We start from the raw sequence: 15,979 nt of genomic DNA, 5'->3' as shown, positions 1-15,979 counted from the left end.
AGCGGGCCTCCGCAGGGCAGGTTGGTCGCTCCGGGGTACGGTAGGAATCTCCCCAGCAGGGGAAGCGTGAACGCGGCGGTCGCCGGTCGACCGCCCCAGGTGGCTACGCAGGAGCAGCGGTCGACGACCGCGCGGGACTCGGGAGGGGGACGCCAGATGGTGGTACTGCGCCGCGAGATCGGGGACGTGCTGCGGGATGCCCGCCAGCGACAGGGGCGCACCCTGCGCGAGGTGTCCTCGGCCGCCCGGGTGTCCCTGGGCTACCTCAGCGAGGTGGAGCGTGGTCAGAAGGAGGCGTCGTCGGAGCTGCTCGGCAGCATCTGCGACGCCCTCGCCGTCCCGCTGTCGCTCGTGCTGCGTGAGGTCAGCGACCGGGTCGCCGTCGCCGAGGGTCTGCTGATCCCCGACACCGTCCCGGCCGACCTCGCGACGTCGGTGGGCCCGGTCGACGACACCGGGCTCGGCTGGGCGCGCGGACGAGGCGAGCTGGCCCCGACGGGCTGATTGTCACCACGACGGCCGGGCACGCTCGGTCGTCACCCTTCTTCTTGCGGGACGCCGCGACAGCCACCGGCTGACGCGGCATTCGTGCGTCCGGTGGGTGCTCGGTCCGCCCGTCGGTGGTGGGCGTCCTCGCGCGGTCGGCGTCCGTGCCGGTGGGGGTCCTCGGCGGTCGGCGTCCGTGCCGGTGGGGGTCCTCGCCGGTGGGCGTCCTACCGGCGGCGTCCTCGACGGTCGGTGCCCTGCCGTCGGTGGGCGTCCCTCCGGCGGTCACGGTCCGGCCTTTGGTGGGCGTCTCTCCGGCGCGTCACCGTCCGGCCTCCGGTCAGCGCGGCGCCTGGCAGCGCGGGCAGTAGAAGACCGGCCGCTCCTGCGGCGGCTTGCGGACGGTGCCGCGCTCGATCGGGGTCCCGCAACGGCGGCACGGCCGACCGATCCGGCTGTGCACGTAGCTCGTCTCGCCACGCCCGCCGTCGACCGTCTGACCCGGCGGCTTCGTCGACAGCACGGAGCGGACCATCAGCTTGCGGATGGCGAGCAGCAGCCCGGCGGGGTCCTCGAGCTCGTCCGCGGGGGTCCACGGCCACTGCCGCAGCAGGAACAGCGGCTCGGCGGTCCAGATGGTGCCGATCCCCGCCACCACGGTCTGGTCGAGCAGGACCTCGGCCACCGGCATGGACCCGCGCACCGCCCAGCGCCGCAGCGCCTCCGGCAGGCCCTCGGTCGGGAACGCGTCGTCGAGGATGTCCGGCCCGAGGTGGCCGATGACGGTGTGCTCCTCGCGGGTGTCCACCACGTCGAGCATGCCCAGCCGGTCGCCGAGCGCGGTCCAGACGGCGTTGCCGAGGACCGCACGGATGTACGGCCCGCGGCCACGGGCCCCCGGGGCGCCGGTGCGGGCGATCGCCCAGGACCCCTCCATGCGCAGGTGCGTGTGCAGCGTCCGGCCGTCGTCGAACCGGGTGAGCAGGTGCTTCCCGTAGGACACCGTGGCCAGGACGGTGCGCCCGGTGAGGTCGACGCCGACGGCCGACGGCCAGCGGAGCTCGGCCCGCTCGAGCACCCGGCCGGTCAGCGCCTGGTCGAGCTTCGACGCGCTGCGACGCACGGTGTCGCCCTCAGGCACCGGCGCACCCCCTCACGACGCGCTCCGCAGCCGCAGCCCGCGCGGCGTCGGGGCGAACCCGGCGCCGACCAGCGCGCGCCCGAGCGGGCTCTGCAGCTCCCCGAGGAGCTCGGTGCCGTTCCCCCGCTGGATCGCGGTGCGCCCGAGCCGTCCCGCCCGGACGGCGTCGGCGAGCCCTCGGGCGGCGATGGTCAGCGGCTCCGGGTCGTGCGTGAACGACAGGACCGTCCGACCTCCGCGCTCGACGTAGAGGACGAGCGCCCCGGACACCAGCACGACGACGGACCCGGCCTTGCGGCCCGGCCGGTGCCGGCCGCCGTCGGCGGTCGCGGGGACGGGCGTCCCGGGTGCCCCGTCGCCGGCGGCTCCCGCGGCGACGGCCGCCGCGGCGGCGTCGCCGGGCAGCCGGCCGGGCGCGCCCGACGCGGCACGCCCGTCCGCGCCGGGCGGTGGCGGCACGGTCGGCCAGGCCAGCGCGGCACCGTAGGGGTTGGCCGGGTCGGTGGCGGCGAGCACGATCGGGACGCCGGGCGCACGGCCGCCGAGCGCCGGACCGTCGAGGTCCACGCCACCGTCGTCGGCGTCGGTGGATGCCTCCTTGGCGTCCGCGCGCAGCTGGTCCACCGCCCCCGGCAGCGCGAACTGGGACCCGCCGAGGTGCTCGACGAAGTAGCCGCGGCGGACCTGGCCGGCCTGCTCGAGCGCGGCGAGCACCTTGTAGACGAGCCCGAACTGGCCGGCGATGCCCTCGGCCGGGGCGACGGCACGCGTCAGGACGCCGTGCCGGTCGAGCAGCTGCGCGGCCAGCGCGTGCGCGCGCACGGTGGGGTCGGTCTCGCGTGCGGGCAGCAGCGACCAGCGGCCACCGGCCTCGTTGCCCGCGATCGACACCATGCCGGACATGCCGGACCCGCCGGACCCGCCGGCCGCCGCGGACGTCGGGCGTCCCAGCCCCGGCCGCAGACCCAGCCGGGTCCCGCGCGCGAACGGGCGGGCCCGTGGTGCCGCGACCTTGGCCCGGTGCGCCGTCCCGGACCCGCGAGGGCCACCGGCCGCCAGCCGCGCCCGCAGCGGGGTCAGGCCGTCGTTCGTCAGGTGACCGGCCCACACCAGGTCCCACACCACCCCGGCGAGCCGGCTCTGGCTCGGGGTCACCACCGTGTCGGGGTCCTCGCCGGCGAGCAGCGCCTCGGCCCGCAGGTGGTCGGCCACCCGAGCGGCGACGGCGGGCAGGAAGAACGCGCCGCCGTCGGCCAGCACGGCCAGGACGGCGTGGTGCTCCGGGGTGTCCACCGGGCCCCCGGGCTCGAGGCCGGGGACGGGCGGGAGCGTGAGGTCCGCCGTGGTGGTGGGGTGCAGGCTGACCTGCCCGTCGTGCGCGGCGAGCTCGCCGTGGCCGGCCCAGACCACCTCACCGGCGGCCGTCAGCTCGTCCAGCATCGCGGGGGAGTAGTCCACGACCCGGGCCGGCAGCACCAGCGACTCCAGCGCGGACGCCGGCACGACGCTGCCCGCGAGCTGCTCGATCGCCCGCGCGAGCCCCTCGACGCCGCGCAGCCGGCCCACGCCCTGCCAGCGGGGCAGGAACACGCCCAGGGCGCGCTGGTCGACCGGCTCGACCTCGGCCCGCAGCGCGGCCAGGGAGCGCCGGCGAAGGGTGCGCAGCACCTCGGTGTCGCAGTACTCCTCGCCGCTGCCCCCGAGCACCTCGGGGCGCAGCCGTCCGGACACCAGCACCCCGGACGACTCCAGGCGGCGCAGCACGTCGGTCACCACCGCCACACCGATGCCGAACCGGGCGGCGACCTGGGCGGCGGGGAACGGGCCGTGCGTCCGGGCGTGCCGTCGCACCAGGTCGCCGAGCGGGTCGGGCACGATCTCGGTGAAGACCTCCGGGACGCCGACCGGCAGCGCCACCCCGAGCGCGTCCCGCAGGCGTCCGGCGTCCTCCACCGCGGCCCACTGGTCGGTCCGCTCCGTGCCGTCGGGGGCGGGTGCCGCGCCGGCGAGCCGCACGCGGATGAGCCGCCGGGCGCTCTCGAGCTCGGCGAGCCAGGCCGGGACCTGCTCCCGGACGTCCTCGCGGGTCCGGGTGGCGGCCTCGCCGGCGGTGAGCGGGCCGTGGCGGCGCAGGACGTCGGCGAGGTCCTCCGCGTGCCGGGCCAGCCGCTCCGGGGCGGTGCCCATGAGCTCGGCCTCGGTCCGCTCGACCGCCGCGGGGTCGAGCAGGTCGGCCAGCTGCGACGCGCCGCTCTGGCCGAGCAGCTCGGCGAGCAGCGTCGGGTCCAGGGTCAGGGCGGCGGCGCGGCGCTCGGCGAGCGGGGCGTCGCCGTCGTAGAGGAACTGCGCGGTGTAGCCGAACAGCAGGGACTGCGCGAACGGCGACGGCGTCGGCGTGGTGACCTCGACGACGCGGACCCGGCCCGCGGCGGCGTCGGCCATGAGCGTGGTGAGCGCCTCGACGTCGAAGTCGTCCTGCAGGCACTCGCGGACGGCCTCGAGCAGGATCGGGAAGTCCGGGTACTGCGCCGCCACGCTGAGCAGCTGCGACGAGCGCTGGCGCTGCTGCCACAGCGGCTGGCGCCGGTCCGGACGCCGTCGCGGCAGCAGCAGCGCCCGGGCGGCCGCCTCCCGGAACCGCGCCCCGAACATCGCCGACCCGCCGAGCTCCTCGCGCACGGCGTCGGCCACCTCGTCGGGGTCGATCAGCAGGTCGGTCGGGTCGACGGCCGGCCCCGAGTCGTCCCACGACGTGCTGCCGTCCCCGACCAGCATGTCCGGCAGGCGCAGGACGATGCCGTCGTCGGCGTGCATCGCGGCGGCGTCCACGCCGTACCGCTCGCGCATGCGGGCGCCGATCACGAGCGCCCACGGGGCGTGGACGCGTGCCCCGTACGGGGAGTGCAGGACGATCCGCCAGTCGCCGATCTCGTCGCGGAACCGCTCGACCACGAGGGTGCGGTCGTCCGGGACGACGCCCGTCGCCTCGACCTGCTCGCGCAGGTACGCCACCAGGTTGTCCGTGGCCCACGGGTCCAGGCCGGCCCGCTCCACCTCCGCGCGCGCGGTCTCGGGCGACATCCGGGCGACGTCGCGGACCCACGCGCCGATCGCCCGGCCCAGGTCCGCCGGCCGGCCGGGGGAGTCGCCCTTCCAGAACGGCAGCCGGCCGGGGATGCCGGGCGCGGGGGTGACCAGCACCCGGTCGGGCGTGATGTCCTCGATGCGCCAGGTGCTCGAGCCGAGCGTGAAGGTGTCCCCGACGCGGGACTCGTAGACCATCTCCTCGTCGAGCTCGCCGACCCGCTTGCCGCCGCGCAGCCGGCCGCCGCCCGAGCGCTCGTCGTCGGCCGGGACGTCGGGCCCCGCCACCGGGCCCGACGCCGTCGCGAGGAAGACCCCGTAGAGGCCGCGGTCCGGGATGGTCCCGCCGCTGGTGACCGCCAGCCGCAGCGCACCGGGACGGGCTGTGAGCAGGTCCCGGGTCCGGTCCCACACGATCCGGGCGCGCAGCTCGGCGAACTCCTCGCTCGGGTAGCGGCCGGCCAGCATGTCCAGCACCGCCCGCAGCGCGCCGTCGCCGAGGCCGGCGAACGGCGCCGACCGCCGGATCACCTCGGCCAGGTCGGTCACGGTCCAGTCCTCGACGGCCACCATGGCGACCACCTGCTGGGCCAGGACGTCCAGCGGGTTGCGCAGCACGGCCAGGTGCTCGATCTCGCCGAGCCGCATGCGTCCGGCCACGACCGCCGACGGCACCAGCTCGCCGCGGAACGTCGGGAACAGCACGCCGCGGGAGACGGCGCCCACCTGGTGCCCGGCCCGGCCGATGCGCTGCAGGCCGCTGGCGACCGACGGCGGCGAGCCGACCTGGACGACCAGGTCGACGGCGCCCATGTCGATGCCCAGCTCCAGCGACGACGTCGCCACCACCGCGGGCAGCCGCCCGGCCTTGAGCTCGGTCTCGGTGCGGGTCCGCTCGGCCCGGCTCATGGACCCGTGGTGCGCCCGGGCCAGCACGGACGCGTCCGACGGCGGCAGCCCGGCGCCGATGCCGACCGCCGTCCCCGACTGCGCCGGGACGGCCGCCACCTGCAGGGTCGCGGGGTCCGGCACGTCGTCGCCCTGCCGGGTCGCCCAGACCTCGTTCATCCGTGCCGTGAGCCGTTCGGCGCCGCGGCGGGAGTTGGTGAAGACCAGCGTGGAGCGGTGGTCGGCGACGAGGTCGACGACCCGCTCCTCCACGTGCGGCCAGATGGACGCTCGTGACGGGTTGCCCGCGGCCGGCCCGGTCAGGTCGATCTCGCCCGCGGGCAGCGGCGGGCCCTCGGGGACCCGGGCGCCGGGCGGCAGGGGCGCCCCGGCGAGGTCGGAGAGGTCCGGGACGGGGACCACGACGTCGACCTCGATGCGCTTGGTGGACTCGGGCTGGACCACGACGACCTCGCGCCCCCCGTCGGCCTGGGTGCGGGCGCCGCCGAGGAACGAGGCGACCGCCTCGACGGGGCGCACGGTCGCGGACAGGCCGATGCGCTGCGCCGGGGCGGGCAGCAGCGCGTCGAGCCGCTCCAGGGTGACGGCCAGGTGCGCGCCGCGCTTCGTGCCCGCCACGGCGTGGATCTCGTCCAGGATCACGGTCCGCACGCCGGACAGGCCCACGCGGGCGGCCGAGGTCAGCACGAGGTACAGCGACTCGGGCGTGGTGATGAGGATGTCGGGTGGCTTGGTGGCGAACGCGCGTCGCTCGGTCGGCGGGGTGTCGCCGGTGCGGACGCCGACCGTGACGTCCGGCACGGGCACGCCCAGCCGGGTGGCCGCCTGGCGGATGCCGACCAGCGGAGACCGCAGGTTCCGCTCGACGTCGGAGGCCAGCGCCTTCAGCGGGGAGACGTAGACGACGCGGCAGCGCTCCACCGGGGTCTGCGGCACAGGCTCCCCCTCGCGCGGCGAGAGCAGGCCGTCCAGCGCCCACAGGAACGCCGCGAGGGTCTTGCCCGAGCCGGTGGGCGCCACCACGAGGGCGTTCCGGCCGGAGCCGACGGCGTCCCACGCGCCGGCCTGGGCCGTGGTGGGGGCCGCGAAGGCCCCGGTGAACCAGTCCCTCGTCGCCGGCGAGAACAGCCGCAGCGGGTCCGCGTCACCGCCGGGGGGCGGTGTCGGGCTGCCGGGTCTGCTCACCGGGCCATTGTGTCCGCAGCCACTGACATGCGCCCCCACGCGGGCGTGTCAGGCTCCTCCCATGCGCAACCGCGAGTTCTGGCAGCTGGTCGACGAGGTGTTCGGGGAGCGGTACGGGCGCACCCTCGCCGCCGACCAGGTGCTCGGCGAGCTCGGCGACCGGACCGCGTGGCAGGCCCTGGAGGACGGCGTGGAGCCGCGGACGGTGTGGCACGTGCTGTGCGACGCGATGGACGTGCCCGAGCAGCAGCGGTGGGGCACCGACCACCGCCGGCCGGCGCCGCCGCGGCGCTGAGCCGGACGCCCAACGGCCGGGTCGCCCCCGGCGGTCGCAACGGCCCGGACCCGGTGGCGGGCGACCCGTCCCGACGGCGCCGTGCCGGGCACGGGCGCGTCCCCGGCGTCCCCGGACGGCCGTCGGCGTGTCGCGCCCGCGGTGGGTGCAGTCGAACAGGTGTTCGGCTAGCGTGGACCACAGGCGATGACGACGACGGCCCGTCCACATGCGGTGGCGGGCTCGGGTCGGATGTCGGTGGTCGGGCATAGCGTCGCCGTCGAGAACAGACCAGCCCCAGGACACGCAGCGACCGCTGCCTTCAGACACGAGGTGTGACATGCCCGCTCCCCAGGACCGCGAGAAGGCCCTCGAGGCCGCGCTCGGCCAGATCGACCGCCAGTTCGGCAAGGGCTCGATCATGCGCCTCGGCGACGAGGGCCGCGCCCCCGTCGAGGTGATCCCCACCGGGTCCATCGCGCTCGACGTCGCGCTGGGCATCGGTGGCCTGCCGCGCGGCCGGATCATCGAGATCTACGGCCCGGAGTCCTCCGGGAAGACGACGGTCGCGCTGCACGCGGTCGCCAACGCCCAGCGCGCCGGCGGCATCGCGGCGTTCATCGACGCCGAGCACGCGCTGGACCCGGACTACGCCAAGAAGCTCGGGGTGGACACCGACGCCCTGCTGGTGTCCCAGCCGGACACCGGCGAGCAGGCGCTGGAGATCATGGACATGCTGATCCGCTCCGGCGCGATCGACGTCGTGGTGATCGACTCCGTCGCCGCGCTCGTCCCCAAGGCGGAGATCGAGGGCGAGATGGGCGACAGCCACGTCGGCCTCCAGGCCCGTCTGATGTCCCAGGCGCTGCGCAAGATCACCGGTGCGCTGAACGCCTCGGGCACCACGGCCATCTTCATCAACCAGCTCCGCGAGAAGATCGGCGTGTTCTTCGGCTCCCCGGAGACCACCACCGGTGGCAAGGCGCTGAAGTTCTACGCCTCGGTCCGCATGGACATCCGCCGCATCGAGACCCTCAAGGAGGGCACGGACGCGGTCGGCAACCGGACCCGCGTGAAGATCGTCAAGAACAAGATGGCCCCGCCCTTCAAGCAGGCGGAGTTCGACATCCTCTACGGCGTGGGGATCTCGCGTGAGGGTGGCCTCATCGACATGGGGGTCGAGCACGGGTTCGTGCGCAAGTCCGGCTCGTGGTTCACCTACGACGGCGACCAGCTCGGCCAGGGCAAGGAGAACGCCCGCGGCTTCCTGCGGGACAACCCCGACCTGGCCGAGGAGATCGAGAAGAAGATCAAGGAAAAGCTCGGCGTGGGGGCGAAGCTCGACGCACCGGCCGACGCCGGCCCCGCGGTCGACTTCTGAGCGGCATGACCGGCCTCGACGACGGCCGGCGGTCCGGGCGGCGCGGTGAGCGCCGGCCCGGTCGCCGGTCGGTGGCGACGGAGCCCCCGGGCTCCGGCGCGGCCGCCGTCGACACCGAGCCGGACCCGGAGTCCGTGGCTCGCGCGATCGCGCTGCGACTGCTCACCGGCGCCCCGCGCAGCCGGGCGCAGCTCGCCGAGGCGATGGCGCGCAAGGACGTGCCCGAGCCCGTGGCGCAGAAGGTCCTCGACCGGTTCACCGAGGTGGGCCTGATCGACGACGCGGAGTACGCGCGGATCCTGGTGCGCTCCCGTCAGGCCGACCGCGGGCTGGCGCGGCGCGCGCTGGGCGTGGAGCTGCGCCGCAAGGGGATCGACGACGAGCTGGCCGCCGAGGCGCTGAGCACCGTGGACGGCGACCTGGAGGAGCGGACCGCGCGCGACCTGGCCCGGCGACGCCTCGCGACGACGGCCGGGCTCGCCAGGGAGGTACGGGTCCGGCGGGTCACCGCCATGCTCGGCCGCAAGGGGTATCCCGGTGGCCTGGCGCACCGGGTGGTGCGCGAGGTCCTGGCCGAGCTCGCCGAGGAGGGCCTCGACGGGGGAGCGGACGAGGCCCCGGGCGCCGCGGGCTGGGACGACGACGGGATCGACGTGGACCCGTCCGTGCTCGCCGAGGACGACTGAGGCCGTACCGTCACTCCCGGGGACGACTCGGGGGGCAGTCATGAATCTGGACGCGGCGGAGATCGCGCTCCTCGTCATACCGGCGGTGCTGGTCGTCGTGGCGGCTGTGGCCGTCGTGTCGCTGGCCCGCCGGGACGTGGCCGCAGCCCGTGACCGCGCGGCCCGCGACGTGCAGTCCGCCGGGGACCGTGCGGCGCGGGAGGCCCAGGCGACGCAGGACGACGCGCGCCGGGCTGCCGCCGACCTCGACCGGCGCGCGGAGAGCCTGGCCGCCCGCGAGCGTGCGCTCGCCGAGGACCGGGCCGCCGCCGCCGACCTCGCCCAGCAGCTGCGCGACCGTGCCCTGGCCCTGACGCGGTCCGAGCAGGAGGCGCTGGAGCTGCTGGCCCGGTCCCGCCAGGAGGCTGCCGAGGTCGTGACCCAGGCGCGTGAGGAGGCCACGGCCGAGCTCGAGCGGACCGCCGGCCTCACGGCGGCCGAGGCGCGCGCCGAGCTGCAGCGACGGGTCGTGGAGCAGGCCACCTACGAGGCCGAGGCGGCGGCCCGGCGGGTCGAGGCGAAGGTGCGTGCGGAGTCCGACGAGCGGGCTCGGCGGATCGTGGCGACCGCCGTCCAGCGGGTGGCGGTGCCGACCAGCTCGCAGAGCGTCGTCGCGGTCGTCCCGCTGCCCTCGGAGGAGATGAAGGGCCGCATCATCGGCAAGGAGGGGCGCAACATCCGCGCCTTCGAGGCGCTGACCGGCGTCAACGTCGTCATCGACGACACCCCCGACTCCGTGATGCTGTCGTGCTTCGACGCCGAGCGTCGCGAGGTCGCCCAGGTCACCCTGGAGGCGCTCGTCGCGGACGGCCGGATCAACCCGCAGCGCATCGAGGCCGCGTACGCCCACGCCGTCGAGGGCGCGGACGAGCGGACGATGGCCGCGGGGCACCACGCCGCCGAGGAGGCCGGGGTCGGGTCGCTGCACCGGGATCTCGTCCGCACGATGGGGCGCCTGCGGCTGCGCACGTCGTACGGCCAGAACGTCCTGCAGCACCTGGTGGAGAGCGCCCAGATCGCGGCCGTGATGGCCGCGGAGGTCGGCGCGGACGTCGCGGTCGCGCGCCGGGCGGCGTTCCTGCACGACGTCGGCAAGGCGCTCACCGCCGAGATGCCCGGCACGCACGCCACGCTCGGCGCCGACCTGGCCCGGCGCTGCGGGGAGAACGCCGTCGTCGTGAACGCCGTCGCGGCGCACCACGACGAGGTGCCGGTGGAGTCGGTGGAGGCGGTGCTCGTCCAGGCCGCGGACGCGTGCTCCGCGTCCCGGCCCGGCGCCCGGCGCGACGAGCTGGACCAGTACGTCGAGCGGATGGACACCATCGAGAAGCTCGTCGCCCAGCACGAGGGCGTCCGGCGTGTGCTGGCCATGTCGGCCGGCCGCGAGGTGCGCGTCCTGGTCCAGCCCGAGGTGGTCGACGACACCCACATGCCGGGGCTCGCCACGGCCATCGCCAAGCACATCGAGGCGGACCTGACCTACCCCGGGGAGATCAAGGTGACGGTCATCCGGGAGATCCGGGCCAGCGCCACCGCCGGCTGACCGTCAGCGCGTCGTGGCGGTTCCGACGATCAGCGCCGGCGCCTCCGCCCGGGTCGTCCCCGACGTGCGCGACCCGAGCCGCCGCGAGAGCCGCCCCGCGACCCACGTCAGCGTGTAGTTGATGACGATGAACACGACCGCGATGACGATGAGCGCCGGCACGACGTTGCCGTCCTGCACGCCCAGGCGGCGCCCGTTCGAGAGCATCTCGGGGTAGGTGATGATGTAGCCGAGCGCCGTGTCCTTGAGGATCACGACGAGCTGGCTGATCACGGACGGCAGCATCGCGATGAGCGCCTGGGGCACCTCGACCGAGCGCAGCGACTGCCCGTGGGTCAACCCGGTCGCCAGGGCCGCCTCCCGCTGCCCCCGCGGCAGGCCGTGCACGCCGGACCGGACCAGCTCGGCGACGACGGACCCGTTGTAGAGGACGAGCGCCAGCACGACCGCGACCAGCGGCAGCTGGTCGCGCGGGATCGCCTCGACCCGCGCCAGGCCCAGCCAGAAGAAGATCATCATGAGCAGGACGGGGATGGCGCGGAAGAACTCCACGACCGTGCCGGACACCGCGCGGACCACCGCGAGCGGCGCGAGGCGCCCGAGCCCGAGCAGCAGTCCCAGGACCAGCGACCCGACGATGGCGAGCCCCGCGGCCTTCAGGGTCGAGGTCAGCCCCGGGACGATGTAGTCGCCCCACACCCGGCCGGTGAGGAACGGCTGCCACATGGCGCCGGTGAGCTGGCCCTTGTCGGCCAGCCGCATCAGCACCCACACCGCGATCCCGGTCACCGCGACGGCCGCCACGACGTTGCCGACGAGGATGCGGCGTCGTCCGCGCGGTCCCAGGGCGTCGAACAGGACGTTCTGCGCGCTCATCGGGCCACCGCCAGGCGTCGGGACAGGCTGGTGACGACGAGTCCGACCGGCAGCACCAGGATGACGAAGCCGATCGCGAAGGTCAGGAAGATCGCGATGATCACGTCGGGCCGGAACTCGATCATCGTCTTCATGAGGGCGGAGGCCTCCGCGACGCCGATCGCCGAGGCCACCGTCGTGTTCTTGGTCAGCGCGATGAGGGTGTTGCCGAGCGGGGCGATCGCGCCTCGCAGCGCCTGCGGGAAGATGATCAGCCGCGCCGTGGGCAGGAACCCGAGCCCGATCGCCCGGGCGGCCTCGGCCTGGCCCACCGGCACCGTGTTCACCCCGGACCGCAGGGCCTCGCACACGAACGCCGCGTGGTAGACGGACAGCCCCAGCACGGCGAGCCGGAAGTTGTTCTGCTCGAAGAACGTCTGCGAGGTGGGGCTCGCCAGGTTGAGCCCGAGCTGGGCCCAGAGCCCCAGGTTGCAGAACAGGATGATGACCGTCAGGGGCGTGTTGCGCAGCACGTTGACGTAGGCGGCGCCCACCCACTGCAGCGACGGGATCGGCGAGATGCGCATGAGCGCCAGCACGGTCCCGAGCACGAAGGACACGACGGCGGATACCGCGGTGAGCCGCACGATCTGCCAGAACGCTCCGAGCACGTCGAACGTGGCGAACAGCTCGGCGAACTGGTCGAGGTAGTCGCTCAGGGTCACCACTCCTCACGGTGGGGCGGGACGGCGCCCGGGCGGGTGCCGGGGGCCGGTGGCGGCGTCGCGGCGTCCCGGACGCCACGACCGGCGCGCGGCCTGTGCTCCGCGCGCCGGTCGAGGTCAGCGGGTCAGGCGCAGGGCTCGGGCGTGGGCGGGTTCAGCTCCTCGTTCGGGGTGTAGCCGGACTCGCCGACGTTGTCCTGGAGCAGCTGCTCCCACGTGCCGTCCTCGATCATCGCCGTGATCGCCTCGTTGATCGCCTCGCAGTTCTCGCTGCCCTTGGGCAGGCCGACGCCGTAGTTCTCCTCGGAGAACGGGTTGCCGACGACCTTGACCTTGCCGGCGTTGGTCGGCTGCGACGCCAGGCCGGCGAGGATGATGTCGTCCGTGGTCACGGCGTCGACCGCGCCGGCGACCAGCGCGGTGACGCAGTCGGCGTAGCCCGGGTACTCCTGCAGCTGCACGCCGGCGGAGTACTCGTCCTTGATGCGCTGCGCGGACGTCGACCCGGTGACCGAGCACAGCCGCTTGCCCTCGAGGTCCTCCGGGCCCTCGATGCTGTCGTCGTCGGCCGCGACCAGCAGGTCCTGGCCGGCGACGAAGTACGGGCCGGCGAAGTCGACCGTCTCCTTGCGGGCGTCGGTGATCGAGTAGGTGGCGAAGATCATGTCGACCTGACCGGTCTGCAGCAGGTTCTCGCGCTGCGCGGACGGCGACTCGAAGAACTCGATCTGGTCCTCGCCGTAGCCCAGCTGCTCGGCGACGTGCTTGGCGACGTCGACGTCGAAGCCGGTGTACTCGCTGCCGTCCTGCAGGCCCAGGCCGGGCTGGTCGAACTTGATGCCGATGGTGATGGTGCCCTCGGCGCCGCCCTCCGAGCCGCCCTCGGTCGCGGCCTCGGTCTCGCCGGCCGCGGGCGTCTCCGCGTCGCCGCCGCCACATCCGGCGAGGACGAGTGCGGTGGCTGCGGCGAGGACGGTCAGTCGGGTCCGTCGTGTGCGCATGGTGGCTCCCTTACGTCGGTGATGCTGGTCAGTGCGTGAGGATCTTGGACAGGAAGTCCTTGGCGCGGTCGCTGCGCGGCGCGGTGAAGAAGGTCTCGGGCTGCGCCTGCTCGACGATCTGGCCGCCGTCCATGAACACCACACGGTGGGCCGCCCGGCGGGCGAAGCCCATCTCGTGGGTGACGACGATCATCGTCATGCCCTCGCCGGCGAGAGACACCATCACGTCGAGGACCTCGTTGATCATCTCCGGGTCGAGCGCCGACGTCGGCTCGTCGAAGAGCATGACCTTGGGGTTCATCGCCAGTGCCCGCGCGATCGCCACGCGCTGCTGCTGCCCGCCGGACAGCTGGGCGGGCAGCTTGCCGGCCTGGTTGGCGACGCCGACCCGCTCGAGCAGCGCCATGCCGTTGTCGCGGGCCTGGGCCCGGTTCATGCCCTTGGCCTTGACCGGCCCCAGGGTCACGTTCTCCAGCACGGTCTTGTGGGCGAACAGGTTGAAGGACTGGAACACCATGCCCACGTCGGCGCGCAGCCGCGCCAGCTCCTTGCCCTCCGCGGGCAGCGGCTTGCCGTCGATGGTGATCGTCCCGGTGTCGATCGTCTCCAGCCGGTTGATGGTGCGGCACAGCGTCGACTTGCCCGAGCCGGAGGGACCGATCACGACGACGACCTCGCCGCGGTGCACCGTGAGGTCGACGTCCCGCAGGACGTGCAGCGCGCCGAAGTGCTTGTTGACGCCGTCGAGCACGACCAGGGGCTCGCCACCCACCGGCGACCCGGTCGCGGGTATGGCGGCGGTAGAGGTTCGGTCAACCATGCTGCGAACCTAGGCGGCGCACGTTTCGGACGCCACCTCCGCAGGTCACGGACCTGCAACGTCACGGACACACACCCGTGGCGACGTACCCTGACGGGTGATGGACACGACCCTCGCCCCCACTCTGCCCGTGCCGGCCGCCGACCGCGCGCCGGCGCCCGCGGGCGCCGCGCAGCACGCCGTCGCCGACGCGCGCACGTACGTCGTGCGCACCCTGGGCTGCCAGATGAACGTGCACGACTCCGAGCACATGGCGGGCATGCTCGAGCAGGCCGGGTACGTCCCGGCGTCCGCGGCGGACGCCGCCCGTGGCAGCGCCGACGTCCTGGTCATCAACACCTGCGCGGTCCGCGAGAACGCCGCCGACAAGCTCTACGGCAACCTCGGCCAGCTCGCGGGCGTCAAGCGCGGCCGCCCCGGCATGCAGATCGCGGTCGGCGGCTGCCTCGCGCAGAAGGACCGCGCCGGCATCGTGGACCGGGCGCCGTGGGTCGACGTCGTGTTCGGCACCCACAACCTCGACGCGCTGCCGGTCCTGCTCGAGCGGGCACGCCACAACGAGCGCGCGCAGGTCGAGATCGCGGAGTCCCTGCAGGTGTTCCCCTCGACGCTGCCCACCCGCCGGGAGTCGGTGTACGCGGGCTGGGTGTCGATCAGCGTGGGGTGCAACAACACCTGCACGTTCTGCATCGTCCCCCACCTGCGGGGCAAGGAGCGCGACCGCCGCCCGGGCGAGGTCCTCGCCGAGGTGCAGGCGCTGGTCGACCAGGGCGCGATCGAGGTGACGCTGCTCGGGCAGAACGTCAACAGCTACGGCGTGGAGTTCGGGGACCGCGGCGCGTTCGCCAAGCTGCTGCGCGCCTGCGGCGACGTCCAGGGCCTGGAGCGCGTGCGCTTCACCAGCCCGCACCCGGCCGCGTTCACCGACGACGTCATCGAGGCGATGGCCGCCACCGCGAACGTCATGCCGCAGCTGCACATGCCGCTGCAGTCCGGCTCGGACCGCGTGCTGCGGGCGATGCGGCGCTCCTACCGGTCCGAGCGCTTCCTCGGCATCCTCGACCGCGTCCGTGCGGCGATGCCCGACGCCGCCATCACGACCGACATCATCGTCGGCTTCCCCGGGGAGACCGAGGACGACTTCGCCGAGACGCTGCGGGTCGTCGAGGCGTCCCGGTTCGTGTCGGCCTACACCTTCCAGTACTCCCAGCGCCCCGGCACCCCCGCGGCGGACCTGCCCGACCAGCTGCCCAAGGCGGTCGTCCAGGAGCGCTACGAGCGGCTGCAGGCGCTGCAGGAGCGGATCTCGCTGGAGGAGAACCGGGCGCAGGCGGGGCGCCGGGTCGAGGTGCTGGTGGCGGACACCGAGGGGCGCAAGGACGGCGCCTCGCTGCGGGTGTCGGGTCGGGCGGCGGACAACCGGCTCGTGCACTTCGCGCTGCCGCCCGCCGTCCAGGGGCTGGCCGCCGGCGCCGGCGCGCACGCGGTGGGGCACCCGTCCGACGCGCGGCTGGAGGAGCACCCGCACCCGCTCCTGCCCCGGCCGGGCGACCTCGTCACGGTCGAGGTCACCCACGGCGCACCGCACCACCTCGTCGCCGACTCGGCGCTCGCCGGCGGCATCTACGCCGTCCGGCGCACGCGGGCCGGGGACGCCTGGGCGCAGCGCGCCCGGGCCCGCGCCGGCCTGGGTGGGGACGACCACGGGCACGGCCACGGGTCGGGCCAGGGCTCGGCCGCCGGGTCCGGAGCGGCCGGGGGACCCGTCGTGCTCGGGCTGCCGGCGGTCCGCACCCGCTGAGGTCCCGGCCCGGCGGACGCCGGGTCTGCGCCGGCGACGCCGTCCGCGA

General features: G+C 74.8%; 12 protein-coding genes. 6 read left to right on the top strand and 6 right to left on the bottom strand.

From position 1 onward, the window contains the following. The first annotated feature begins 21 nt into the window (after positions 1 to 21). The gene (locus CAE01nite_RS16645; protein WP_371862918.1) at positions 22 to 504 is read left to right on the top strand and encodes a helix-turn-helix domain-containing protein; all 483 of its coding nucleotides are present in this window, start codon (positions 22 to 24) and stop codon (positions 502 to 504) included. Between the two features lie 322 nt (positions 505 to 826). Here CAE01nite_RS16645 and CAE01nite_RS16640 read toward each other — a convergent pair whose 3' ends face one another. Next, positions 827 to 1,627 (bottom strand): DNA-formamidopyrimidine glycosylase family protein, encoded by an 801-nt coding sequence (locus CAE01nite_RS16640; RefSeq protein WP_146906636.1) that lies wholly within the window; start codon positions 1,625 to 1,627, stop codon positions 827 to 829. A 12-nt stretch (positions 1,628 to 1,639) separates the two neighbouring features. Beyond that, positions 1,640 to 6,805, bottom strand: coding sequence for an Lhr family helicase (locus CAE01nite_RS16635; protein ID WP_186816640.1), 5,166 nt, complete (start codon positions 6,803 to 6,805; stop codon positions 1,640 to 1,642). Between the two features lie 61 nt (positions 6,806 to 6,866). Here CAE01nite_RS16635 and CAE01nite_RS16630 point away from each other — a divergent pair, with 61 nt between their 5' ends. The 4 genes from CAE01nite_RS16630 to rny all read left to right on the top strand — a co-directional run bounded on the left by CAE01nite_RS16630 (position 6,867) and on the right by rny (position 10,728). After that, the gene (locus CAE01nite_RS16630) at positions 6,867 to 7,100 is read left to right on the top strand and encodes a DUF3046 domain-containing protein (RefSeq protein ID WP_146906634.1); all 234 of its coding nucleotides are present in this window, start codon (positions 6,867 to 6,869) and stop codon (positions 7,098 to 7,100) included. 319 nt (positions 7,101 to 7,419) lie between these two features. Further along, positions 7,420 to 8,460 (top strand): recombinase RecA, encoded by a 1,041-nt coding sequence (gene recA, locus CAE01nite_RS16625; RefSeq protein ID WP_146906633.1) that lies wholly within the window; start codon positions 7,420 to 7,422, stop codon positions 8,458 to 8,460. A 5-nt stretch (positions 8,461 to 8,465) separates the two neighbouring features. Beyond that, on the top strand, positions 8,466 to 9,146 hold the full coding sequence (locus CAE01nite_RS16620) for a regulatory protein RecX (protein ID WP_146906632.1): 681 nt from the start codon (positions 8,466 to 8,468) through the stop codon (positions 9,144 to 9,146). 40 nt (positions 9,147 to 9,186) lie between these two features. Continuing rightward, the gene (gene rny / locus CAE01nite_RS16615; protein ID WP_146906631.1) at positions 9,187 to 10,728 is read left to right on the top strand and encodes a ribonuclease Y; all 1,542 of its coding nucleotides are present in this window, start codon (positions 9,187 to 9,189) and stop codon (positions 10,726 to 10,728) included. Between the two features lie 3 nt (positions 10,729 to 10,731). Here rny and CAE01nite_RS16610 read toward each other — a convergent pair whose 3' ends face one another. The 4 genes from CAE01nite_RS16610 to CAE01nite_RS16595 form a co-directional block, all read right to left on the bottom strand. Then, positions 10,732 to 11,604: an ABC transporter permease subunit gene (locus tag CAE01nite_RS16610; protein ID WP_146906630.1), complete on the bottom strand. Its 873-nt coding sequence runs from the start codon at positions 11,602 to 11,604 to the stop codon at positions 10,732 to 10,734. Further along, positions 11,601 to 12,302, bottom strand: coding sequence for an amino acid ABC transporter permease (locus tag CAE01nite_RS16605; protein WP_146906721.1), 702 nt, complete (start codon positions 12,300 to 12,302; stop codon positions 11,601 to 11,603). The genes CAE01nite_RS16610 and CAE01nite_RS16605 overlap by 4 nt, the downstream gene beginning before the upstream one ends. A gap of 131 nt (positions 12,303 to 12,433) precedes the next feature. Further along, the gene (locus CAE01nite_RS16600; RefSeq protein WP_146906629.1) at positions 12,434 to 13,309 is read right to left on the bottom strand and encodes a glutamate ABC transporter substrate-binding protein; all 876 of its coding nucleotides are present in this window, start codon (positions 13,307 to 13,309) and stop codon (positions 12,434 to 12,436) included. A gap of 28 nt (positions 13,310 to 13,337) precedes the next feature. Next, positions 13,338 to 14,129 carry an amino acid ABC transporter ATP-binding protein gene (locus tag CAE01nite_RS16595; protein WP_146906628.1) on the bottom strand — a complete coding sequence of 264 codons (792 nt, stop codon included), beginning with the start codon at positions 14,127 to 14,129 and terminating at the stop codon, positions 13,338 to 13,340. 100 nt (positions 14,130 to 14,229) lie between these two features. On the opposite strand from CAE01nite_RS16595, the gene miaB reads away from it, so the two are divergent. Next, a complete protein-coding gene (gene miaB / locus CAE01nite_RS16590) occupies positions 14,230 to 15,930 on the top strand; it encodes a tRNA (N6-isopentenyl adenosine(37)-C2)-methylthiotransferase MiaB (protein WP_146906627.1) in 1,701 nt (566 codons plus the stop codon). Positions 15,931 to 15,979: the final 49 nt, after the last annotated feature.

It is taken from the genome of Cellulomonas aerilata (assembly GCF_007991755.1).
Classification (GTDB): domain Bacteria; phylum Actinomycetota; class Actinomycetes; order Actinomycetales; family Cellulomonadaceae; genus Pengzhenrongella; species Pengzhenrongella aerilata.
Note: the sequence above shows the minus strand (reverse complement) of the source record. Positions and strands in the feature narration are given on the sequence as shown.